This is a genomic window from Bradyrhizobium algeriense, assembly GCF_003062295.1.
Taxonomy (GTDB): domain Bacteria; phylum Pseudomonadota; class Alphaproteobacteria; order Rhizobiales; family Xanthobacteraceae; genus Bradyrhizobium; species Bradyrhizobium algeriense.
On record NZ_PYCN01000008.1, the window covers coordinates 205,640 to 226,205 of the forward strand.

Genomic DNA, 20,566 nt, shown 5'->3' on the forward strand with positions numbered 1-20,566 from the left:
GTCGATACACGCATAAGTTGGTGTAAGCGGATGCATTTCAACCACTCGCGCAGCAATTTTGTCACAGGTGGAACTCAACCTTAAACCGTTCTTAATCCATAAACCATATTGGTTGACTTATTCATTGTTCGCCGTGCGCGACAGAACGTCGGAAACGTGCAGCACATGCAGACTCACGCGTCGATATCCCGAAGCCCCGGCAGGCTCCGGTTGTCATGATGGCGTCGCTTTCAGGACATTTCGGATCGCGCATGACGCAACGGGTGCGAACATCCGCGCATCATGGAAGCGGAATCGGCACCTGTTGCGCGCTGATCATGGCCTGCACGGTTGCGATCGCGCCTGATGGCATTGCGCAGGCGCAAGTGGTGGAGCGCAATCTGCCGCCGGAGCCGCCGCGTCGCGCGTCGGCGATCAAGATCGATACCAACGATCTGCTCAAGAGCGATGACGCAACGCCGCTTGGCGTAAATGTTCAAGCCATCGTTCTGATTGGAGCAAACGCCGGCGCGACGTCGGTCGGCGGCGTGAAGGGTGTCGATGTAAGTCAGGTCAGCGGAATCGACGGCGCCGCGCTTCGCGAGCAACTCACGCCATTCGTCGATCGGCCGCTCAGCCGCAAGCTGATTGCCGAAGTGCAGGCGGCGGTGGCCGCGGCTTACCGCGAGGCCGGGCGACCATTCGTATCGGTCACGCTGCCGCCGCAGGAAGTATCGTCCGGCGTGCTCCAGTTACGCGTGATCGTCTTCAAGGTCGCCGGCGTCAAGGTGACGGGAGCCGCAGCCGAGAGCTATCCGCAAAGCCGCATCCGCCTGGTCCCTGGACAGGAAATCGATGCCCGCAAACTCGAGACCGATCTCGATTGGGCCAACCGCAATCCGTTTCGGCAGGTCGAAGCGGTGTTCGGCCCCGGCAAGGATCTCGGCCTGACCGACGTCAACATCCAGGTGACGGACCGCAAGCCGTGGCAGGTGTACGCCGGCTATGCCAACAGCGGCACGCTCCTGACCGACCGCAATCGCTATTATGTCGGCGCCAGCGGGGCGCCGTCCGCCGATATCTTCGCGTCCTATCAACTCACCGGCAGCAGCAATTTCTGGATGGACGACGGACTGTTCAGCCGGCCCGACGACGCCAAATATGTCAGTCAGGCGGGGCGGCTGCTCACGCCGCTCGGATTACGCACGAGTCTTGAAGTCGTGGGCGATCATGTGCTGACCAATGAGCGCCCCAACGATCTGTTCCGGATCAAGACTCAAACCAGCCAGGCATCGGCAATCGTTCGGACCGCGCTGTCCGGTCTGCTGCCGCCTGCGGCCGGCGATCTCCTTGGCGGCGTCGAACTCAAGCACCAGCTACGCACGACCATCTTCGATGGTACGCCTGTCGCGGAGGGCAGCGCCGATGTTGCCCAGTTGGTGGTTGGATGGAACGGGCGCTGGTCGGACAATCTGGGCGCCAGCACCCTCGACGTCCGTTTCAAGTCCAACCCCGGCGGCATCCTGTCCGGCAACAATTCGGGTGCCTGGAGCGCCTTCACCAACGGACGTGTCACCGACGTGCAGACCAATCTCGTCACCCTCGAGTTTGGCCGCGTGACGCCGCTGCCGAAGGGCCTGTCGCTGAAATCGGAAGTATCCGCGCTGGCATCCTCCAAGCCGCTTCCGGACACCGAACGCATCGGGCTCGGCGGGATCCACGCCGTGCGCGGTTATGTGACCGAGGACGGTGCGGTCGACCAGGCCCTGATCCTGCGCAACTCGCTCTACGTCGCGATGCCCAGCATGCCCGCCTGGATGACGGGCACGCTGGCGCCGTTCCTGCTGGCCGACGTCGGGTGGGGGCGGGACCTGTATTTCCGGCGCGACTCGACGCTGTCGTCGGTCGGGGGCGGACTAGACTTTGCGGCCGGGTCGAACTTCAATTCCAAACTGCTGGCGGCGAGGGCAATGACCGACGGGCTGCACACCCCGGTCGGCTCCTGGCGCGTGTCGCTGCAGGCGTCAGCAAGCTATTGAGCGCTAACGTGACAACGGACCATTTTTCTTTCTCCTGCCCGGACGCAAGCAGCACGAGTGCGGCGAGCCGGCCCCTTCTACTTTGCATGGGGTTGTTTTCGCGATTTTGTGTCTGGGCTTTGCGTGCCGCCGAAGAGGCACTGCGCTGGTCTAGCTCAACCAGCCGGTTAGTGGGAGGCGCACGGCGCAACGGCCCAAAAATCGGGTACAAAAAACAAGGCCGTCGACGCAGTATACCGTCAACGACCTTGCCAGCCCCGGATATTGAAATCGGCTCACGCCATCCGGTGAATTTCAGGATGCCCGGGATTCTCACGGGGATATGTGAACCAGTTCACAAAGGCGGAAAAAAGTTCCGACAAGGCGTGCCGTAGCGGTGGAAAATATCCCGCCGTCCGCAGCCTGGTGCAGTGGCCCGAATCGGACCGCCTCCCAAGGTAGCTGCAATGACGGTTGTTGTGAGGCGGCTATAGGGTCAGCCGCGCGCCTTGGCGCGGCTCCGGTTCGCGCTCCGGTTTGAGCGGGGCTTTGCCTTGGCCGACCGCGTGCGCGGCGAGGGAGCCGCGGCGGGTTCGGCTGCTTGTGCGCTGGCAAAGGATTGCCGCAGGCCATCGATTGCTTCGGTGAGCGTTCCGACCTGCTCGGAAAGCTTCCTGGTGTCGGTCTGCTGCGCGGCGAGCAGGCGGCGCACGGTCTGCAGTTGATCCTGCACCACCTGCAACTGATCGATCGATTCCTGCTGCGTCGCTTCCAGACCCTTGGTCTTCTCGACCAGTTGTTCGGACGCCTGTGCGGTGCGCGCCTGCAACTGCCGGGTCGCGGCCACGCGTTCGGTCTCGGGGGCGCTGCCGGTATAGGCACGCCAGAGGGTGATAGAGGTTGCGCCAACCACAACAATGACGAGGGCCGCAGCGGCGATCGCAATCGGCTGTCCACCGAAACGCGCGATGGGGCTGGCACTCCGGGGCGCGAGTTCGATCATGCGACTCCAAATCCGGACGTGATTCTAAAGTTCCAAAATAGCACAGGCCGGACGACGCTAAAACCCGGGATTTGACGGGAGGCCGGGGAATATCGGGCAAAATCCCGCAAGATCAGGGTTTCGGGCGGCAGGAATGGCCCTTGGGGCTAACGGAGATGCGCCTGGATGAACTGGCCGGCGTACGCCAGCGCGCGCCGGCCGTCCTGGAGCTTCGCATTCCAGACCGGCCATGCATGGATCATGTGCGGCCAGATTTGCAGCGTCACATCGACATCGGCTGCGCCTGCGGCCTCGGCAAGCCGCGCCGCGTCCGCGAGCAAGGTCTCGGCCGATCCGACCTGAATCAGGATCGGCGGAAAGGCCTTGAGGTCGGCGAACAGCGGCGAGATCAGCGGATCCCTCCAATCGATGGAGGGCGGTGTGTAAGCATCCGCGAGTTCGTCGAGATAGGCCTTGTGAATCAGCGGATCGACGGCGTCCTTGGTCGCGAGCGTGCTGCCTGACATCGTGAGGTCGGTCCAGGGCGAGACCAGCCAGGCGCAGGCGGGCAGCGGCTCCCCCGCCGCGCGCAAACGGCTGATCAGCCCGAGCGTCAGGTTGCCGCCGGCGCTGTCGCCGCCGACGGCGATATTCTTGGCCGCAATGCCTTGCCGGCGCAGAAAGTGCCACGCGGTGAGCGCATCCTCATGGGCGGCGGGGTAGGGATGTTCGGGGGCCAGCCGATAGTCGATCGCAAGCGTGCGTGTGCCTGCCGCGCGCCCGGCTTCCGTGACCAGGCGGCGGTGACTGACAATCGAACCGGAGCAGTATCCGCCGCCGTGGAAATACAGCAGTACACGCGAAGGCTCGCTGCCCGGGACGATCGACCACTCGCCGGCGACGCCGTCGCAATCGACGGCCTCGCATGTCACATCGGACGCCACCGGCCAGGTCGATCCGACCTCATTGATGCGTTGCCGTCGCTCCGACCAGCCGACCGGCCGCGGCTTCGAGCCCAGCAATGTGCGGATGGCATCGATCTCGCTGTGCGCCACGGCAGCTTCTCCCGATGAGGTCGTCCATCATGGCACATCGTTCATGCAGCGCAAAAATCGTAACGGAGACGAGCCGGGAGGGAGCCAAAAATTTTTACGGTGCTCTTGAAACCAAATGGCGGTTTTCTAATTTTTTTGCTGCCGCCGCTGGGCGGTCCGGGCGCCTGATGGGCCTGGTCGGGAGACGGGCACCGGTCGTGTCCGGTGCCGCTCGTAACCAACTTGCTCTTTTGGAGGATTTGGCTATGCGCACATACGACTTCACACCCCTCTGGCGCTCGTCCATCGGCTTCGACCGCCTTTTCGACTTCGTCGAAACCGCGCAACGCGTCGGCGAGGGTAACTACCCTCCCTACAATATCGAGCGGCTGGACGAAGACCGCTATCAGATTTCGCTTGCCGTTGCCGGCTTCTCGGCCGACGAGATTGCCGTTACCGCCGAGCAAAACACGGTGACGATCGAAGGCCGCAAGGCCGAGAAGGGCCAGCGCGAATATCTCTATCAGGGTATCTCTGCGCGCCCCTTCAAGCGCCAGTTCAGCCTTGCCGACCATGTGCAGGTGAAGAGCGCCTCGTTCGAGGATGGCCTGCTGCGGATCGAACTATTCCGGGAAGTCCCGGAGGCGATGAAGCCGCGCCGCATCGCGATCAACGGCGCGGCGCCTGGCAACGTCAAGCAGATCGAGGCGAAGGCGGCTTAAGCCCGTCACGCCTTGCGAAGGAACCGAAAGGCTCCCGCCCGAACATTGCGGGCAGGAAGCGTTTTCCACCTTTGGGGAGGACAAACCGATGATCGACCGGACCGACAACGTGTTTGATCTGAATGCCGTGCTGCATCCGGCGACCGTGTTCGATCACCCGCGCGACGTGGTCGCGGACGCTACGCTTTCGCTCGCCGAAAAGCGTGCGATCCTGGCGTCATGGGCCTCGGATGCGGCGGCGGTGACTTCGAATCCCGCGCTGCGCGAGTTGGCGGGCACAAGACGCATCGTGACGATCGATGAGGTTCTCGAGGCGCTTTCGATGCTCGACCACAAACCGTCGGGACCGCCCGGCGGCAAGCCGATGCGGCAAAAATCCACGTCGCGCGTGGCGCTGGCGGCTTAGGCTCCGCGCTGCCGGTATCCAAAAAAGGTGCGGCCACCCTTTGGGGGAAGGGTGGCCGCGCGCGAACCGGTCTGGGACGGGGAGGGGTGGGGATGTGACCGGGTCGCGGGTTCGTAAAATCCTTCTGTCGTTATCGATCGCGTGACGAGGCGGTGGCGACCGCCGGGCGGCTGTCACCGAGCGAGACCCACACATTGGGATCGCTCTGCGACTGACGCTTGACGAAGCGGTAGCCGGTATCGGTCCAGGCCAGGACGGTTTCGTTCTGGTTGTCGAGAACGAACTCGCCCTTGTCGGTCTTCACGGTCAGCACCGCGTGGCCTTCGCCCTTCTTGTCGCGCACCACCGTGATCAGCAGCGCTTCGCGCGGCCATCCGGCGTCGATCAGCATCTTGCGCTTCAGAAGCACATAGTCCTCGCAGTCACCGTAACCGTCCGTCGGCAACGACCATTTCTCGATCACACCCCAATGATCCATGTCGGTGATCGGCTTGACGGTCTCGTTGACCCACTTGTTGACCCGCAGCAAATCCCGCCACGCCGTCTGCGACATCACGATGTCGCGCGGCTGTGATGCGCCGCCACGGCAATCGCTCGCGTTCTCGGCGCAGAATTCGACCCAGCCGATCGGCGAACGCGCGGTCTCGCCAAGGCTGGCATAGAGAGCCTCGCCGGCTTTCGCCGAGACGCCCATTGAAGCGTTTAACCCCAACAGGACGGCGATGACCGCCAGTCCCTTCCCCTGTCCCCTGAACAACATTGTGGCCCCCGTTTCTTGTTGGGACCATGTTTCGCACAAAGGATTTGCGCCGCTGCTAAGTCAGGCAAGTACATTTGACGTGAATACAAGTAAAAGCTGCGGCTAATTCGATCTATACTTGAATCGAATTCGACTAAAATTTGAAACAACTGCAATTGACTCAAATTGGATGCATTAAGGGCTCTACGCTGCGATAGCAGCAGATGGGCCCTCAAAAGCGCCCTCCGTTAACCGACTTCGGCCGGTGCCCGGACAGGAAAAGGCGGCATCCGGCAACGCGGATACCGCCTTTGAGACTGAAAAATCAGGGATTTTTGTCGGCCGGCGCTTTACCGCGCGGTAACCGCTTCTTCGAGCGCCTCGCCGACTTGCTCGTGGACGAACTCGAGCGCGAAGCCTTCCTCGAGATTTCGCACCACGCGGGACTGCACCTTGCCCAGCATGACCAGCGATTTCAGCGGCGGGCGGTTCTCTGCGGCGATGGCGGCGCCCGACAGCGACAGGTCGATGATGCGGCAGGTCATCTTGCTGCCGTCCTCGAGCGTGAGCAGCGCGATCGGGTTGCGCGGAATGATACGGTCGTGGCGGCGGTCTTCCGGCAGATTGAGGATGTCACGGTTGGCAAGCCAGGTGAGCTGGGCGGCGAGCTTGTCGCGCTTGCGCGCGGTGGCGCCGACCGTCATGGCAAAGCCGTTGTCGATGATGCGGGTGATTTTGCCCTCGACCCGGCCGATATGGTCGAGATAGGCGATCACGCGGTCGCCGACATTGCCGATGCCGGGCGCCAGCAGGGCCAGTCCGCCCGGCGACATGTTAATAATCTGGCAAGGAAATTCGCGGCGGTCCGGCAGCATGTAGCGGCCAAGCAGGTGGACTTTGACGCGCTGAAAGCGCCGTCGCTCCTCGGCAGACGGTACGGTGGTTGTTTTCTTTTGCGCAAACGACATTTCGCTACCCGACAGCCGGTCCTTCGGCGTCAGAAAGACCCTAAGGCCGACAGGGTTAACGATGTGTTAGCGGCGGTTGCGTGAAGTGCAAGCCTTCACGCGGCCTGCGGTCGCGGCGCAACAATCCGGTTGTATCCCCATAACAATACTGGACAGGCAAGCAGGGCCGCCGTCCCGAAATCGAAGGCGGCCGCCGCACTGCCTGTCGATTTCGCAATGGCGCCCGCAACCGCCGGACCTAGCATCATCGCGGCGTAGTAGACGGTGTAGAAGATGCCCATCCCGATGGCGCGCGTCTCGGGCTGCAATACGCGCGCTGGGAGGCTCATGATCGGCCCCGAGGGAAGGGCGCTGATCAAGCCAATCGTGATGACGAGGGGGATCACCGCCGTGCTGCGAGGTAGCGCCATCATCAATAGCGCGAACATGATGCATCCAACGACAAGGACCGACTGCGGCCGCCTGGTCCAATCGGCCAGAAATCCGCCGGACGTTCCGCCGAGCGCCGCGAGCCACAGTACGATGCTGATGGCCGAGCCCGCCGCCGTGATCGACCAGCCACGTTCGACCAGCCACGTTCGACCAGCAGCGTGGGGCCAAAACTGAAAATCATCGCGAAGCCGATGTTGAAGAGGCCCCAGATCAGGCCCGCGATGATCACGGCGAACAAGGTGTTGCGGTCGAGCCGTGAGGCGGTTGAAGGCGTGGCTATTGCAGTTGACGGCGATCGATAGGCCACAACAAGAAGCAGGATGGCGAGGCCGACCAGCGCGGCAATCGAAAGATAGACCACGCTGACGCCATAGGCGGTGCCGATCGCCGGTAAGGTCAACAGCGAGATGGCGACGCCGGCCGGCCACGAATTGATGAAGATCGCCATCGCGGTCGCGATTTCCCTGCCGGCAAACCAGTCGGTGACCATTTTCGACATCAGGACATTGAGCAAGACGCCGCCACCGCCCGCGATTAGCCGTCCTGCAATTTGCCAGCCCCAGGAATCCGAGGCCACCATGACGAGTTGGCCGATCAACATCAGCAGCAGCGCACCTGACACGGTGGGCTTGTCGCCAAACCTTTTTCCGATCGCACCACCGGGCAACGACAACGCGACGCCCGGCGTGAAATAGAGGCCGATCAGGAGTCCGATATCGGCAAGGCTGGCATCGAATTTGGCCCCGAGTAGCGGCGCGACCGCAGCGACGCTCTGAAACTGGAACGCCATGGTGAGCCGCACGGTGAACAGAGCGGCCAGAATGCCCCAGCGATTGCTCAATGCTCGTTCCTCGCCGGGTAGACCCGCGTCCAATCGGCCAAGTATCTCTGGGAACGGCGATTTTGGTCAAGTCCGCGAGAGGCGATTGTTGCGCACGGTGGCATTAGGTTACTCTCGCGTCCGGCCGGGCCCGGCCGAAAATACCAGCGGACGGAGGAACCGAATGCCGGGAGTTAAGCGGGAACGCGACGACAGCGTCGGCGTGCTGACACTGGACGAGCCTGAGACCCTGAACGCGATGACGCCCGATCTGTTGGGCGATCTCGCGATCGCCATTGCCGAGATGACCGACGATCCGCAGGTGAGGGCGCTGGTGCTGACCGGCGCCGGCCGTGGTTTTTGCTCGGGCCAGAACCTCAAGGCCGCGCAGATCCTGGGCGACGACATCGCCGCCGGCGTGATGAAGTATTACTGGCCAGCGTTCAAGGCGTTGCGCGAGTGCCGCGTGCCGGTCGTGGTGGCGGTCAACGGCGTGGCGGCCGGCGGCGGGTTCAGCCTTGCGATGGCGGGCGACATGATCGTTGCCGCGCGTTCGGCACGCTTCATTCAGGTGTTCAGCCGCATCGCGCTGGTCCCCGATCTCGGTTCGACCTGGCTATTGCCGCGCCTTGTCGGCCGGCAGCGCGCGCTCGAGCTGATGATGACCAACGAGCCGCTCATGGCCGATCAGGCCAGGGAGTGGGGATTGGTCCGCGAAGTCTTTGACGATGCCGCGCTTCGCAACGGCGCGCTTTCGCTGGCGCGCAAACTGGCAAGCGGGCCGACGCGCGCTCTCGTCGCGACGCGCCGCCTGATCGACGAAAGCGAGCACGCCAGCTATGCCGACCAGTTCCGCCGCGAGATCGAAACGCAGGCGCAGATCCGCCTGAGTGCCGATGCGGTGGAAGGGCGCAACGCGTTCCTCGAGAAACGTGCGGCGGTGTTCACCGGACGCTGAGAAAGGATCATGCCATCATGGGAAGCGAGAATGTTGCCGACCTCATCGCAGAGACCCTGGCCCAGGCAGGCGTCAAGCGTATCTTCGGCGTAGTCGGCGACAGCCTGAACGGCCTCACCGACGCGCTGCGTAAACGAAAGGCGGTCGACTGGATTCACGTCCGGCATGAAGAGGTCGCAGCCTTTGCCGCCGCGGGCGAAGCGCAGATCACGGGTGAGCTTGCCGTCTGCGCCGGTTCGTGCGGGCCGGGCAATCTGCATCTCATCAATGGCCTGTTCGATGCGCACCGCAGCCGAACGCCGGTGCTCGCCATCGCCGCGCAGATTCCGTCGGCCGAAATCGGCGGCGGCTATTTTCAGGAGACACACCCGCAGGACCTGTTCCGGGAATGCAGTCACTACTGCGAACTGGTTTCCGATCCGGCGCAATTGCCTTACGTCCTGGAAAACGCCATTCGCGCGGCCGTGGGGAAACGCGGCGTTGCCGTCATCGTCATTCCCGGCGACGTCGCGTTGCGATCGGCGCCAAAGCGCGGCATCTCGCCGAATGCGGGGCTGCTGCCGGCAGCGCCAATCGTCCAGCCTGCCGAACCCGAACTGGAGGCGCTCGCCAAACTTCTCAACGGCGCCAGGCGCGTCACGCTGTTCTGTGGCCGCGGTTGTGCCGGCGCGCACGACGCTCTGATGCGGCTTGCCGAGACGCTCAAGAGCCCGATCGTGCATGCGCTCGGTGGCAAGGAGCATGTCGAATACGATAATCCCTACGACGTCGGCATGACCGGCTTCATCGGCTTCTCGTCCGGCTATGCGGCGATGCATGCGTGCGACGTGCTGTTGATGCTCGGCACTGATTTCCCCTACAAGCAGTTCCTGCCGACGGACGCGAAGATCGCCCAGGTCGATATCCGCCCCGAGAATCTCGGCCGCCGCTGCAAGCTCGACCTCGGCATTGTCGGCGACGTCGGCGCCACGATCGGTGCGCTCTTGCCGAAACTGAAGGCGAAGACCGATCGCAGGCATCTCGACGACAGCCTGGCCCACTACAAGAAGGCACGCGCCGGGCTCGACGAACTCGCGCAGGGTACGCCGGGGCAAAAGCCGATCCACCCGCAATTTCTGGCGCGCCTCCTCAGCGAGCAGGCGTCAGGGGACGCGGTGTTCACCGCCGATGTCGGCACGCCGACAATCTGGGCGGCGCGCTATCTCGCCATGAACGGCCGCCGGCGCCTCATCGGTTCCTGGGTTCACGGCTCGATGGCCAACGCCATGGCGCACGCCATCGGCGCCCAGGCTTCGCAGAAGGGGCGGCAGGTGATCTCGATGTCGGGCGATGGCGGGTTTGCCATGTTGATGGGCGACCTGATCACGCTGACGCAGATGAAGCTGCCGGTGAAGGTCGTGATCTTCAACAATGGCGTGCTGGGTTTCGTGGCGATGGAGATGAAGGCCTCCGGCTTCATCGAGACCGGCGTCGATCTCAAGAATCCCGATTTCGCGGCGATGGCCCGCGCCATGGGCATTCACGCGGTGCGGGTGGAGGACCCGGGCGAACTCTCAAACGCGATCCGCGACGTGCTGGCCTATGACGGTCCGGCCGTCCTCGATGTCGTCACCGCGACGCAGGAATTGTCGATGCCGCCGACGATCACGGCAGAGCAGATCAAGGGTTTCAGCCTCTGGGTGCTTCGCGCCGTGATAAGCGGCCGCGGCGACGAGGTGATCGACGTGGCCAAGACCAATTTGCTGTCGCGCTAGGCGGTGTGATCGGGTGCAACCTTTGCTTCGGCTGGACGGCTGTTCAGTGTGATAGACAATAAGGCTCCATGTCCATATGGCTTAAACAGTTTCTGTTTGGAATTTGGGGTCTTCTGCTGATCCCGCTGATCACGCCTATCCTGAAAAAATGGTTGGAGGAAAACGTCTTCTCCGATCCTAACGATGTGGCTACGACGGTTTTTCGTAACGCTGTGGCTACGCCTGCTTTTGATAACCTTCTCGCACTGGGCCAACAGCGCTGGTTTAAATTTGCGTTGGTCTTTTTGACCGGGGTCGTACTTGGCGTCTCATTGGAATGGTTGAACCGGAAGACGGATGAGAAGAAGGCTTCCGAGCTCCGCAGCCTCGGCTCTAAATTTCGCAGTCTTTCAGATAGCATCAAAATTCGGAGCACGTCGTCAGGATGGCCGGACAATGTGCGCGATCTCAAACCAGCAATGATGTCTGCATTTGGCTCCGCCAGGAAATTTCATCTGTGGGTCCCGGATGAGCACGTGTATCGATTGCCGGATGCGTCATTCCTTTGTGAATACTTCAGCTGTGTCGGTAAGCTTTTAGAGGAGGGACAATTTGACAGGGCCAACAGTGAGGCGCTCTCCTGGAAGCCGTTCCTCGATAACGTGACGCTGTCCTGAGTTTCCGCACTGGTTCAACCAAACTTGGGCCGCCGTGCTGCCTGCGTAATGAGTCCGCGCCCAACGCAGGAACTGTGGTATCCTCCGTCAAACGCGATGGGACGGTTCAGTGAAGCGGCGGCCCCTCAAATGGTTCTTGCTGCTCGTGCTGAGCGTCCTCGTGTCCTGCGATTGCACACGGATCTGAAGCTAACTCTCCCGGATATAGAGGAGGACCAAGTCGTGAAGCCGGACTTCGACCTCATCGTCTATGGCGCAACGGGTTACACTGGTCGTCTCATCGCCGAGTATCTGGCGACGTCCTGTCGCGGCGACGATGCTCCGTCCTGGGCGATCGCGGGGCGCTCGACCGACAAGCTCCAGAAGGTGCGTGCCGACATCGGCGCACCAGACGATTTGCCTTTGGTTATCGCGGATGCCGCCGAACCGGCCAGCCTGCGTTCGATGTGCGAGCGTGCGGCCGTGATCATCACGGCGGTCGGGCCTTATCAGCTCCACGGCCCCGAGCTTTTGGCGGCCTGCGCGGCCACGGGTACGGCCTATGTTGATCTGTGCGGCGAACCGGCCTGGATGCGGCGCATGATCGACGCCCATCACGAAGAGGCGAAACGGACCGGCGCGCGCATCGTCTTCTCCTGCGGCTTCGATTCCATCCCGTTCGATCTCGGCGTACTTACGTTGCAGGAGAAGGCGCGCGAGAAATTCGGACGCCCGGCGCGACGGGTCAAGGCCCGCCTGCGCAAGGTGAAAGGCGGCATGTCTGGCGGCACCGCGGCGAGTGCTCAGGCGACATTGGCCGCCGCCGCACGCGACCCGGCCCTGATCCGGCTGCTGACCGATCCCTTCGCGTTGACGCCGGGGTTCACCGGACCGTCTCAGCCGTCGGGCCTTATTCCCGAATACGACCCGAGCCTGAACGTGTTGCTTGTCCCGTTCCCAATGGCGCCTATCAACACCAAGAATGTGCACCGCACGAATTTCCTGTTGGGTCATCCCTACGGCACGGACTTCGTTTACGACGAGATGATGGTCGCGCCGGGATTTGGGGAAATCGCTGGTGTGGCGACGGAGACGTTCGCCACGATGGTTTCCTTGCTCGGGACCGGCGGTCTCAAGCGCGGCGCAGGCCCTTCCAGGGAAGAGCGCGAGAAGGGCTTCTACGACATCCTCTTCCTGGGCGAGCTGCCGGATGGCGGACGGGTCGAGGCGGTAGTCACGGGCGACCGCGATCCGGGCTACGGCTCGGCCAGCAAGATGATCGCCGAGAGCGCTCTCTGCCTTGCGCGCGACGTGCAGGGCGATGGCGGCATCTGGACGCCGGGCGCGCTGATGGGTCCGGCGTTGCGCAAGCGTCTGAAGGAGCGCGCCGGCCTCACCTTCAACGCGTGTTGAGGTAACGCTCAGAACTGCAGCGGCGCGCTGGATACCGCGGCGATCTCGGAAATCACAAACTGAAAAAAAGCAGGGAGGATGCCATGAGCGGTGCAAGGCTAAAACATTACGGCTGGGGCCGCGAAGACGAAGGCATGACCGCCGAGGAGCAGGCTTTCGTGCTCGGCCGTTACCACGCGAAATTCGCGCGCGATGCGTTTGAGACAAAAGCCGTGCCGCGTGTCGAGGACCTGGCACTGCGCGCGCCGCGCGTTGCATTGCCGAGCTCACTTGCAGCTTTCTGTACGAGCGAACGCTACGACCGGGTCGCGCATACCTACGGAAAATCCTATCCAGACTACGTGCGAGCCATGCTCGGCGACTACGATAGCGCGCCCGATGTGGTCGCATATCCGCGAAACGAAGCAGAAATTTCCGCTGTGATGGACTGGGCCGGTGGTGTCAGCGCCTCGCTGACGCCGTTCGGGGGCGGGTCGAGCGTCTGCGGTGGCGTCGAGCCGCGAATAGATGGGCTTCGCTACAAGGCGGCCGTCACACTTGACCTGCGCAATCTTGGCAAGGTTGTCGAGGTAGATCAGATATCGCGCGCCGCACTGATCGAAGGCGGTGCCTTTGGTCCATCACTGGAGAACCAGCTTAAACCGCACGGCGTGACGTTGCGGCATTTTCCGCAGAGTTTCGAATATTCAACCCTTGGCGGCTGGATCGCGACGCGATCGGGTGGTCATTTCGCCAGTCTCTACACGCATATAGATGATTTCGTCGAAAGCCTGCGCGTCGTGACGCCGCGCGGCATACTCGAAACGCGTCGATTGCCGGGATCGGGTGCTGGACCGAGCCCCGACCGCATGTTCATAGGCTCGGAAGGCACGCTCGGCGTGATTTCGCGCGCCTGGATGCGATTGCAGCCACGTCCGAAATTCCGCGCCGGCACATCGGTTCGTTTTCATTCGTTCTTCGGTGCGGCACGCGCATTGCGCGCCATCGCACAGGCCGGCCTCTATCCATCGAACTGTCGCATCCTTGACGCGCAAGAGGCGTTCAACACCGGTGCGGCCGACGGCAGTGCCGCGATCATGGTGCTCGGCTTTGAATCCGGCGACCATTCGCCGGATGCCTGGATGGCACGAGCGCTCGAATGCTGCGCCGACCATGGCGGGACGCCGGAAGCCGCAAAAGGCAGCGACGCACATCTCGAAGGCGCAGCAGGAATCTGGCGGAACGCTTTTATTCGCATGCCTTATGCGCGCGAGTTTTTGACACCCGCCGGTCTCATCAACGACACGTTTGAGACCGCCATCACCTGGGATCGGTTCGAAAGTTTCCACGACAAAGTGAAGGCGGCGACGGAGCGTGCGATCCTCGAAGCGACTGGCCTGAAAGGCGAGGTCACATGCCGCTTCACCCATGTCTATCCGGACGGGCCCGCGCCCTATTTTTCTTTCCACGCACTCGGTCGCCACGGTGCGCTTCTGGAGCAGTGGCAGGCGATCAAGAATTCGGCCAGCGACGCGCTGATTGAGGCGGGTGGTACGATTACGCATCATCACGCTGTTGGCCGTGATCATCGGCCTTGGTACGATCGCCAACGCCCGGGTCTTTTCGCGACCGCGCTTCGGGCGGCAAAAAGAGAACTCGATCCACAAGGCATGCTCAACCCGGGAGTGCTCATCGATCCGTAACACGGATCGACGCGCCAACGGACTAAGCGAATAATTGTGCTATTTGCTGCGGTGCACGGGTCGGTGCGATGGATGAGGAATTTCGTCCAGTATCGTCGCATAGCGGACCTGGCAAGCCGTCCGCTCGGTAGATTTATGGGTTCAAGGCCTGGGTCAGCCGACCTGGCCCACGAACTGCTGCAATTCCGGCGTTCGCGGCGCGGCGAACACCTCCTTCGGAACACCTTCCTCATGCACTTTGCCGTGGTGCATGAAGACGAGCTTGGTGCCGACGTCGCGCGCGAAGCGCATTTCGTGCGTTACCAGAATGAGCGTCATGCCCTCGCGCGCCAACTGCTCGACCACGCGCAGCACTTCATTCACCAGTTCCGGGTCGAGCGCCGAGGTGATTTCGTCGCATAGCAATACCTTCGGCCGCATCGCCAGCGACCGGGCAATGGCGACGCGCTGCTGCTGGCCGCCGGAGAGTTCGCTCGGATAGGCGTCCATCTTTTCCGACAATCCCACCTTGGCCAGCACCTCGGCGGCGGTGGCGCGCGCTTCCGCCTTCGACACCTTGTTGACGACGGTGGGCGCCAGCATGACGTTCTCGGCCGCCGTCAGATGCGGAAACAGGTTGAACTGCTGGAACACCATGCCGACATGGCGGCGCAACTCGCGCAGATTGGTGGCCAGACCGCCGACCTCGATGCCGTCGGCGGTGATGGTGCCGGACTGATAGGTCTCCAAGCCGTTGATACAACGCAGCAGGGTGCTCTTGCCCGAGCCGGAGCGGCCGATGATAGCGACCACGTCGCCCTTGGCGATGTCGAGCGAGACGCCTTTCAGCACCTCGTTCGCACCAAAGCTCTTCCTGACGTCACGAATGCTAACGAGCGACATTGAGGCGGCCCTCGATTTTTTTCGCCCACCAGGACAGCGGGAAACACAGGCAGAAATAGATCAACGCGACCAGCGAGTAGACCAGGAACGGCCGGAAGGTCGCATTGTTGAGCATGGTGCCGGCCTTGGTCAGTTCGACGAAGCCGATAATGGAAGCGAGCGCGGTGCCCTTGATGACCTGCACGGAGAAGCCGACGGTCGGCGCGACCGCGATGCGCGAGGCCTGCGGCAGGATGACGTAGCGCATCTGCTCGATGTAGCTCAGCGCGAGGCTGGATGACGCCTCCCACTGGCCCTTCGGTATCGATTCGACGCAGCCGCGCCAGATCTCGGTCAGGAACGCGCTGGTCCAGAACGTCAGCGCCAGCGTCGCCGCTGTCCATGGCGACACCTCGACGCCGAACAGCGCGATGCCGAAGAAAAACAGAAAGAGCTGCATCAGGAGCGGCGTGCCCTGGAAGAACTCGATGTAGGTCTTGGTGAACCATTCCAGCGGCGCGATCCCTGAGGTGCGCATGAACAACAGGACCAGGCCTACGATGCCGCCGCAGACAAACGCGATCAGCGACAGCACGATCGTCCATTGCGTGGCGATCAGCAGGTTGGAGAGGATGTCCCAGAAGCTGAACTGCAGCATGGTTCACCTCGCCTTGAAGATGACGCGGCCGAGCGCCCGCAGCAGCGAACGCGTCAGCATCGCCAGCACGAGATAGGCCAGCGCCGCCAGCAAATAGACTTCGAAGTTTCGGAAGTTCCTCGACGCCACGAAGTTCGCGGCATAGGTGAGGTCTTCCGCCGAGATCTGCGATACCACCGCCGAACCCAGCATCACGATGATGATCTGCGACGACAGCGCCGGATAGATCTTGCGGAATGCCTGGTTGAACACGATACGGCGCAGCACCTCCCATTTGGTCATGGCGAGGCTGAGGCCGGCTTCGATATGGCCTTTGGGCACGGCCTCGATGCCGGCGCGGATGATCTCGGTCGAGTAGGCGCCGAGATTGATCACCATGGCGAGGAAGGCGGCCGTGGTCTCGCTGAGCTTCAGCCCCATCGCCGGCAGGCCGAAGAAGATGAAGAACAGCTGCACGATGAACGGCGTGTTGCGGATCAGTTCGACATAGACCGCAACGACGCGGCCGAGCCAAACGGGTCCGAAGGTGCGCGCCGAGGCGCCGGCGGTGCCGACCGCGATGCCGGCCACTGTCGACACGACCGTCAGCACGATCGTGAAGATCAGCCCCTGCAGCAGCACGCTCCAATAGGGCAGCAGTTCGGCGAATTGCAGTTTGTAAGACACGCGGGTGCCCCGGCGTTGGCGTTTAGAAGCCGGGCGGCAAGGGCGCTTTCAGCCACTTCTCCGAAAGTTTTGCGATATCACCCGAAGCCTTTGCCTTGGTGATGATCTCGTTGACCTTGGCGAGCAGCGCGGGCTCGTTCTTGTTGAGCCCGACATAGCAGGGGCTGTCCTTGATCACGAATTTCAGCGCCGGCGCGCGCGCCGGGACCTTTTCGGCGATCGCGGCCGCCACCGTGTTGCCGGTAGCGATCAAGTCGACCTGGCCGGACACAAAGGCGGCGATGGTGGCGTTGTTGTCCTCGAAACGCTTGACGGTCGCGTCCGGTGGCGCCGAGGCGGTCAACGCCTGTTCTTCGATCGCACCGCGCGTGGCGCCGATGGTCTTGCCCTTGAGATCGGCTGCGCTCGCAACCGTAATCGCCTTGGTGCCGAACACGCCGGAGAAGAACGGCGCATAGGCGATCGAGAAGTCGATGACCTTTTCGCGCTCCTCGTTCTTGCCGAGGCTTGAGATCACGAGGTCGGCCTTGTTGGTCTGCAAATAGGGAATGCGGTTGGCGCTGGTCACCGGGATGATCTCGGTCTTCACCCCGAGTTCCTTGCCGATCAGATTGGCCATGTCGATGTCGTAGCCCTGCGGCTTGAGATCGAGGCCGGCTGAGCCGAACGGCGCAAAATCCTGCGGCACCGCGATCTTGATCACCTTCGACTTCATGATGGAGTCGAGCGCGTCGGCATGGGCCTGCGTCGCCACCGCGGCAGTGACAAGTGCAGCGGCAAGCAACAGTTTCTTGAAGGGCATTCTAATATCTCCGAGGTTACGCCAATTCACCGCCTCCGAGATTCCTCTCGGTGCGTATTTCGGCTGATGTGGCCCGGCTCCACGTCGCGATTCGACCCTGCCTGACGCCTCGCATTTAGGCAATGCTTCGCGTTGCATTTTTTGGAGGCTTTTTGTGGGTCGTTTTCGAGCATGGTGACGCGACCATGCGTTGTGCTGCGGCGTTCGTTGAACCCGTCGGTTCGTGATTACCGCAGGCCTTCATACACCATGAAGCCGCGCGCGATGGCGAGCTTGCGCAAGGCGCGCGGAACGAGCTTTTGCGGCCGGTGCAGATAGCGCCACGATGTCACCTTGAAATCCCTGATCGTGCCGAGGTCGCCTTCGAACGGCGCCAGCACTCCGGTCAGGCTGATCGGCGCATGCGCGCGGTTGTTGAACGGCAGCAGCAGCAACTCCAGATGCGCCGTCGTGCCGTCGTCCGAAGTCGCGGTGATGCCGGCAATCGCCGCCAGCATTTCTTCCGCGACGTAGCTGACGATGTCCTCGATCTCGCGGCGGCTGTCCGCCGTGAACAGCGCGGAGAAGCTGGTGTCCTTCAGATCGCGACCGAGCAGGGCGCAGACCCGGGTTCCGGCGACGCGAAACGGGTAGCCGGCATCGTTGTCGTAGTTCAGCACGAAGATGTCGCCGAGCAGTTCGCGTACCGCGCCGGGTTCGATCTCGCTGCGGTCCGGCGCCCGCGCATCGCCGCGCTTCGCATCCCAATAGGCGAAGAACTTACGGCTCGATGGGTGTTTCATAACTAATCCTCGCCCCGGGTTGCCTTGAGCGAGACACTTCTGTCCCGCTTTTGCGCAACACGCCTTCCCTTCTGTGTTGTGCAGGACAGGCTTTGCAGCGTCCATGCCGGGAAGGCGATTTGGCCGCGCGAGTCACGGCTTTGCGTTGTTAACGTTAAATTAACTATGAGGTTGGCGAAGGCGGGGCGGCGTGCGTAGTGTGGAACACATCAGACGGCGCCGGCTTATCTCTGGGTTCTCGGCGCAGTTGGTACACAGGCAGCGTCAAACAGTTTGGTCATCGCGCGGGGAGGGGTGGGGATGTAATCCCGGCTCCAGGGGCGCGAGAAGATCAGCAAGACAAGGGAGGATGTTCTCAGCATCCTCCCTTTTTCTTTTTGTTCTTTTGGCAGCGACATCATGTCCCGGACGCCGGCGCAGCGCCGGGGTCCATGTACCTGCAGAAATCCGCCCTGGCCCCGAATTGTCGATTGTGCACTTGCACAGGGCGGGCAAAGCCGCCTATCTGGACCAATACCCCTCGAAGCCGCCTTGCAAGGTCCTGGCCTTTGGATTCCCAGTCTTACTCATCCCAGCTCGAGCCGCCGGACGCCCCGCACGAGCCGATCCTGACGCTGCCGGGCGCGCTGACGGCCTATGTCGCGCTGATCGCAGCGATTCATTTGCGCGTGCTGCTGCCGGTGGAACTGGAGAACTGGACCATCGACGTGTTCGGCTTCATTCCGAAGCGCTACGATTCCACGCTGCTCAACATCACTTTCCCCGGCGGGGCCGGCGCCAAGGTCTGGACCTTCGTCACTTATTCCCTGCTGCATGCCAATCTCAGCCATATCGGCTTCAACGTGCTTTGGCTGTTGCCGTTCGGCAGCGCGCTGGCCCGCCGGTTCGGTCCTGTCAGGTTCTTCGTTTTCATGGCGGTGACGGCCGCGGCGGGCGCACTGGCGCATCTCGTCACCCATGAGCACGCGATCGCGCCGATGATCGGCGCCTCGGCCTCGGTGTCCGGCGCCATGGCCGCCGCCATCCGCTTCGCCTTCGTGCGGGGAAGTTTTCTTTCGTTCCACCGGGGGGATGCGGATGCCGCGGCGAAGGTTCCAGCGCTGTCGCTTGCCCGGGCGTTGCGCAACCCGCGCGTGCTCGGATTTCTGGCGGTGTGGTTCGGCGTCAACATCATCTTCGGCCTCGGGTCGATTTCGATCGGCTCCGAGGGCGCCAGTGTCGCCTGGCAGGCGCATATCGGCGGATTTCTCGCCGGCCTGATGTTGTTTTCGCTGTTCGACCCGGTGCCGCGTGCGATGCATCATGCCGCCGAGGCCTCATCGCCGGATGAGCCCGGCCGCGTCTGATCGTCGCTTGCGGCGAAGGACGATTTCATTCATCATCCACATAAAGTTGTAACGCAAGCCTATGCCGCTGCCGTGCACGACAGCCGCGCTTGTAAACCGTGCCCCGAATGAAACCGGCGCGGAACTGTTGATTGAAGACTCGCGAACAAGTCGGGCCCCAGAGGGCGCGAACGGATTCAGGGAGGCGACAATGACGGTACGTTCAATTCTCGATACCAAGGGCCATCAGATCCAGAGCGTCGAGCCGGACGTCAAGCTTTCGGCTGCGATCAAGGTCCTTGGCGAACGCAAGATTGGCGCCGTGCTGGTGATGAACCAGGGGCACCTTGAGGGCATCCTTTCGGAGCGCGATATCGTCCGGGTGCTGGGCGAGCGCGGCGCCAGGGTGCTCGAGGAACCGGTCAGCGCGGTCATGACGCGCAAGGTCGTGAGCTGCCGCGAGTCCGACACCGTTGCCGGCATCATGGAAATGATGACGCTCGGCAAGTTCCGCCATTTGCCCGTGATCGAGGACGGCAAGGTGGTGGGCCTGATTTCGATCGGCGACATCGTCAAGCGACGGGTCCATGAATTCGAGACCGAGCAGGAAGCGCTACGCGACTATATCAAGACGGCCTGACGATGCGTTCGTTGAAATGAGGACCGAGGCCTTCATTTCCGGCGCCGCCTTGTTTTCAATTCTGACTCTCGTTCAGGCTAGCCAGCCGGCGCTTGCCTGCGTGTGCCAAGGATGCGGCTGCAAAGGCGGTCCAGGTTGGCGCGACAGGGATAATCATTGTGTCTCGCATAGCCAATTGAAGAAGGTCTGTGGAGAGCCCTTGACCACCAACTGCACCTACGAAGGCGCCACTCAGGTTTGTCCAACCGAGCGCCGATCCCCCGGCCGGAAGCCAGGTGCAAACCCGCAGT

At 62.4% G+C, this 20,566-nt stretch carries 21 protein-coding genes; 10 read left to right on the forward strand and 11 right to left on the reverse strand.

Annotated features, from left to right (window positions below):
• The first annotated feature begins 317 nt into the window (after window positions 1–317).
• Window positions 318–2,018 carry a ShlB/FhaC/HecB family hemolysin secretion/activation protein gene (locus tag C7G61_RS18285; RefSeq protein WP_190241870.1) on the forward strand — a complete coding sequence of 567 codons (1,701 nt, stop codon included), beginning with the start codon at window positions 318–320 and terminating at the stop codon, window positions 2,016–2,018.
• A 475-nt stretch (window positions 2,019–2,493) separates the two neighbouring features.
• On the opposite strand, the gene C7G61_RS18290 is transcribed toward C7G61_RS18285, so the two are convergent.
• Both C7G61_RS18290 and C7G61_RS18295 read right to left on the reverse strand, forming a co-directional pair.
• Window positions 2,494–3,000, reverse strand: a complete 507-nt coding sequence (locus C7G61_RS18290; protein WP_108516737.1) for a hypothetical protein — start codon at window positions 2,998–3,000, stop codon at window positions 2,494–2,496.
• A gap of 146 nt (window positions 3,001–3,146) precedes the next feature.
• Entirely contained in the window at window positions 3,147–4,034 is an 888-nt protein-coding gene (locus C7G61_RS18295; RefSeq protein WP_108516739.1) for an alpha/beta hydrolase, read from the reverse strand.
• A gap of 245 nt (window positions 4,035–4,279) precedes the next feature.
• Between C7G61_RS18295 and C7G61_RS18300 the strand changes: the two genes are divergently transcribed.
• Window positions 4,280–4,735: an Hsp20 family protein gene (locus C7G61_RS18300; protein WP_108516741.1), complete on the forward strand. Its 456-nt coding sequence runs from the start codon at window positions 4,280–4,282 to the stop codon at window positions 4,733–4,735.
• A gap of 88 nt (window positions 4,736–4,823) precedes the next feature.
• Window positions 4,824–5,141 (forward strand): hypothetical protein, encoded by a 318-nt coding sequence (locus C7G61_RS18305; protein WP_108516744.1) that lies wholly within the window; start codon window positions 4,824–4,826, stop codon window positions 5,139–5,141.
• Between the two features lie 130 nt (window positions 5,142–5,271).
• Here C7G61_RS18305 and C7G61_RS18310 read toward each other — a convergent pair whose 3' ends face one another.
• The 4 genes from C7G61_RS18310 to C7G61_RS18320 all read right to left on the reverse strand — a co-directional run bounded on the left by C7G61_RS18310 (window position 5,272) and on the right by C7G61_RS18320 (window position 8,121).
• Entirely contained in the window at window positions 5,272–5,901 is a 630-nt protein-coding gene (locus tag C7G61_RS18310; protein ID WP_108516747.1) for a transglutaminase-like cysteine peptidase, read from the reverse strand.
• A 329-nt stretch (window positions 5,902–6,230) separates the two neighbouring features.
• A complete protein-coding gene (locus tag C7G61_RS18315; protein ID WP_108516750.1) occupies window positions 6,231–6,848 on the reverse strand; it encodes a PilZ domain-containing protein in 618 nt (205 codons plus the stop codon).
• A 95-nt stretch (window positions 6,849–6,943) separates the two neighbouring features.
• Window positions 6,944–7,378, reverse strand: coding sequence for an MFS transporter (locus tag C7G61_RS46065; protein ID WP_244608350.1), 435 nt, complete (start codon window positions 7,376–7,378; stop codon window positions 6,944–6,946).
• On the reverse strand, window positions 7,261–8,121 hold the full coding sequence (locus C7G61_RS18320; RefSeq protein WP_244608343.1) for an MFS transporter: 861 nt from the start codon (window positions 8,119–8,121) through the stop codon (window positions 7,261–7,263). Before C7G61_RS18320 ends, C7G61_RS46065 begins: the two co-directional genes overlap by 118 nt.
• 163 nt (window positions 8,122–8,284) lie before the next feature.
• Here C7G61_RS18320 and C7G61_RS18325 point away from each other — a divergent pair, with 163 nt between their 5' ends.
• From C7G61_RS18325 to C7G61_RS18345, 5 genes are all read left to right on the forward strand, one after another.
• Window positions 8,285–9,058 carry an enoyl-CoA hydratase-related protein gene (locus tag C7G61_RS18325; protein ID WP_108516753.1) on the forward strand — a complete coding sequence of 258 codons (774 nt, stop codon included), beginning with the start codon at window positions 8,285–8,287 and terminating at the stop codon, window positions 9,056–9,058.
• Between the two features lie 17 nt (window positions 9,059–9,075).
• The gene (poxB, locus tag C7G61_RS18330) at window positions 9,076–10,812 is read left to right on the forward strand and encodes a ubiquinone-dependent pyruvate dehydrogenase (protein ID WP_108516756.1); all 1,737 of its coding nucleotides are present in this window, start codon (window positions 9,076–9,078) and stop codon (window positions 10,810–10,812) included.
• Window positions 10,813–10,880: 68 nt separating this feature from the next.
• Complete coding sequence (locus C7G61_RS18335) at window positions 10,881–11,468, forward strand: hypothetical protein (protein ID WP_108516758.1); 588 nt, start codon at window positions 10,881–10,883, stop codon at window positions 11,466–11,468.
• A 222-nt stretch (window positions 11,469–11,690) separates the two neighbouring features.
• Window positions 11,691–12,860: a saccharopine dehydrogenase family protein gene (locus C7G61_RS18340; RefSeq protein ID WP_108516760.1), complete on the forward strand. Its 1,170-nt coding sequence runs from the start codon at window positions 11,691–11,693 to the stop codon at window positions 12,858–12,860.
• Between the two features lie 83 nt (window positions 12,861–12,943).
• Window positions 12,944–14,542, forward strand: coding sequence for an FAD-binding oxidoreductase (locus tag C7G61_RS18345; RefSeq protein WP_108516764.1), 1,599 nt, complete (start codon window positions 12,944–12,946; stop codon window positions 14,540–14,542).
• A gap of 153 nt (window positions 14,543–14,695) precedes the next feature.
• On the opposite strand, the gene C7G61_RS18350 is transcribed toward C7G61_RS18345, so the two are convergent.
• The 5 genes from C7G61_RS18350 to C7G61_RS18370 all read right to left on the reverse strand — a co-directional run bounded on the left by C7G61_RS18350 (window position 14,696) and on the right by C7G61_RS18370 (window position 18,311).
• Window positions 14,696–15,424 (reverse strand): amino acid ABC transporter ATP-binding protein, encoded by a 729-nt coding sequence (locus C7G61_RS18350; protein ID WP_108516767.1) that lies wholly within the window; start codon window positions 15,422–15,424, stop codon window positions 14,696–14,698.
• Window positions 15,411–16,061, reverse strand: coding sequence for an amino acid ABC transporter permease (locus tag C7G61_RS18355; protein WP_108516769.1), 651 nt, complete (start codon window positions 16,059–16,061; stop codon window positions 15,411–15,413). Before C7G61_RS18355 ends, C7G61_RS18350 begins: the two co-directional genes overlap by 14 nt.
• 3 nt (window positions 16,062–16,064) lie before the next feature.
• Window positions 16,065–16,727 carry an amino acid ABC transporter permease gene (locus tag C7G61_RS18360; RefSeq protein ID WP_108516772.1) on the reverse strand — a complete coding sequence of 221 codons (663 nt, stop codon included), beginning with the start codon at window positions 16,725–16,727 and terminating at the stop codon, window positions 16,065–16,067.
• A 22-nt stretch (window positions 16,728–16,749) separates the two neighbouring features.
• Complete coding sequence (locus tag C7G61_RS18365; RefSeq protein ID WP_108516774.1) at window positions 16,750–17,529, reverse strand: transporter substrate-binding domain-containing protein; 780 nt, start codon at window positions 17,527–17,529, stop codon at window positions 16,750–16,752.
• Between the two features lie 227 nt (window positions 17,530–17,756).
• Window positions 17,757–18,311: a PAS domain-containing protein gene (locus tag C7G61_RS18370; RefSeq protein ID WP_108516776.1), complete on the reverse strand. Its 555-nt coding sequence runs from the start codon at window positions 18,309–18,311 to the stop codon at window positions 17,757–17,759.
• A gap of 548 nt (window positions 18,312–18,859) precedes the next feature.
• Here C7G61_RS18370 and C7G61_RS18375 point away from each other — a divergent pair.
• Both C7G61_RS18375 and C7G61_RS18380 read left to right on the forward strand, forming a co-directional pair.
• Window positions 18,860–19,657: a rhomboid family intramembrane serine protease gene (locus C7G61_RS18375; protein ID WP_244608344.1), complete on the forward strand. Its 798-nt coding sequence runs from the start codon at window positions 18,860–18,862 to the stop codon at window positions 19,655–19,657.
• 190 nt (window positions 19,658–19,847) lie between these two features.
• Window positions 19,848–20,276: a CBS domain-containing protein gene (locus C7G61_RS18380; protein ID WP_108516781.1), complete on the forward strand. Its 429-nt coding sequence runs from the start codon at window positions 19,848–19,850 to the stop codon at window positions 20,274–20,276.
• The last annotated feature ends 290 nt before the right edge of the window (window positions 20,277–20,566 follow it).

Excerpts from the sequence above, each read along its gene's own strand:
- C7G61_RS18365 (WP_108516774.1), bottom strand. The coding sequence starts at position 17,529 with ATGCCCTTCAAGAAACTGTTGCTTGCCGCTGCACTTGTCACTGCCGCG.
- C7G61_RS18300 (WP_108516741.1), top strand. The coding sequence starts at position 4,280 with ATGCGCACATACGACTTCACACCCCTCTGGCGCTCGTCCATCGGCTTC.
- poxB (WP_108516756.1), top strand. The coding sequence starts at position 9,076 with ATGGGAAGCGAGAATGTTGCCGACCTCATCGCAGAGACCCTGGCCCAG.
- C7G61_RS18310 (WP_108516747.1), bottom strand. The coding sequence starts at position 5,901 with ATGTTGTTCAGGGGACAGGGGAAGGGACTGGCGGTCATCGCCGTCCTG.
- C7G61_RS18335 (WP_108516758.1), top strand. The coding sequence starts at position 10,881 with ATGTCCATATGGCTTAAACAGTTTCTGTTTGGAATTTGGGGTCTTCTG.
- C7G61_RS18325 (WP_108516753.1), top strand. The coding sequence starts at position 8,285 with ATGCCGGGAGTTAAGCGGGAACGCGACGACAGCGTCGGCGTGCTGACA.
- C7G61_RS18345 (WP_108516764.1), top strand. The coding sequence starts at position 12,944 with ATGAGCGGTGCAAGGCTAAAACATTACGGCTGGGGCCGCGAAGACGAA.
- C7G61_RS18370 (WP_108516776.1), bottom strand. The coding sequence starts at position 18,311 with ATGAAACACCCATCGAGCCGTAAGTTCTTCGCCTATTGGGATGCGAAG.
- C7G61_RS18305 (WP_108516744.1), top strand. The coding sequence starts at position 4,824 with ATGATCGACCGGACCGACAACGTGTTTGATCTGAATGCCGTGCTGCAT.
- C7G61_RS18285 (WP_190241870.1), top strand. The coding sequence starts at position 318 with ATGGCCTGCACGGTTGCGATCGCGCCTGATGGCATTGCGCAGGCGCAA.
- C7G61_RS18380 (WP_108516781.1), top strand. The coding sequence starts at position 19,848 with ATGACGGTACGTTCAATTCTCGATACCAAGGGCCATCAGATCCAGAGC.
- C7G61_RS18350 (WP_108516767.1), bottom strand. The coding sequence starts at position 15,424 with ATGTCGCTCGTTAGCATTCGTGACGTCAGGAAGAGCTTTGGTGCGAAC.
- C7G61_RS18290 (WP_108516737.1), bottom strand. The coding sequence starts at position 3,000 with ATGATCGAACTCGCGCCCCGGAGTGCCAGCCCCATCGCGCGTTTCGGT.
- C7G61_RS18355 (WP_108516769.1), bottom strand. The coding sequence starts at position 16,061 with ATGCTGCAGTTCAGCTTCTGGGACATCCTCTCCAACCTGCTGATCGCC.
- C7G61_RS18315 (WP_108516750.1), bottom strand. The coding sequence starts at position 6,848 with ATGTCGTTTGCGCAAAAGAAAACAACCACCGTACCGTCTGCCGAGGAG.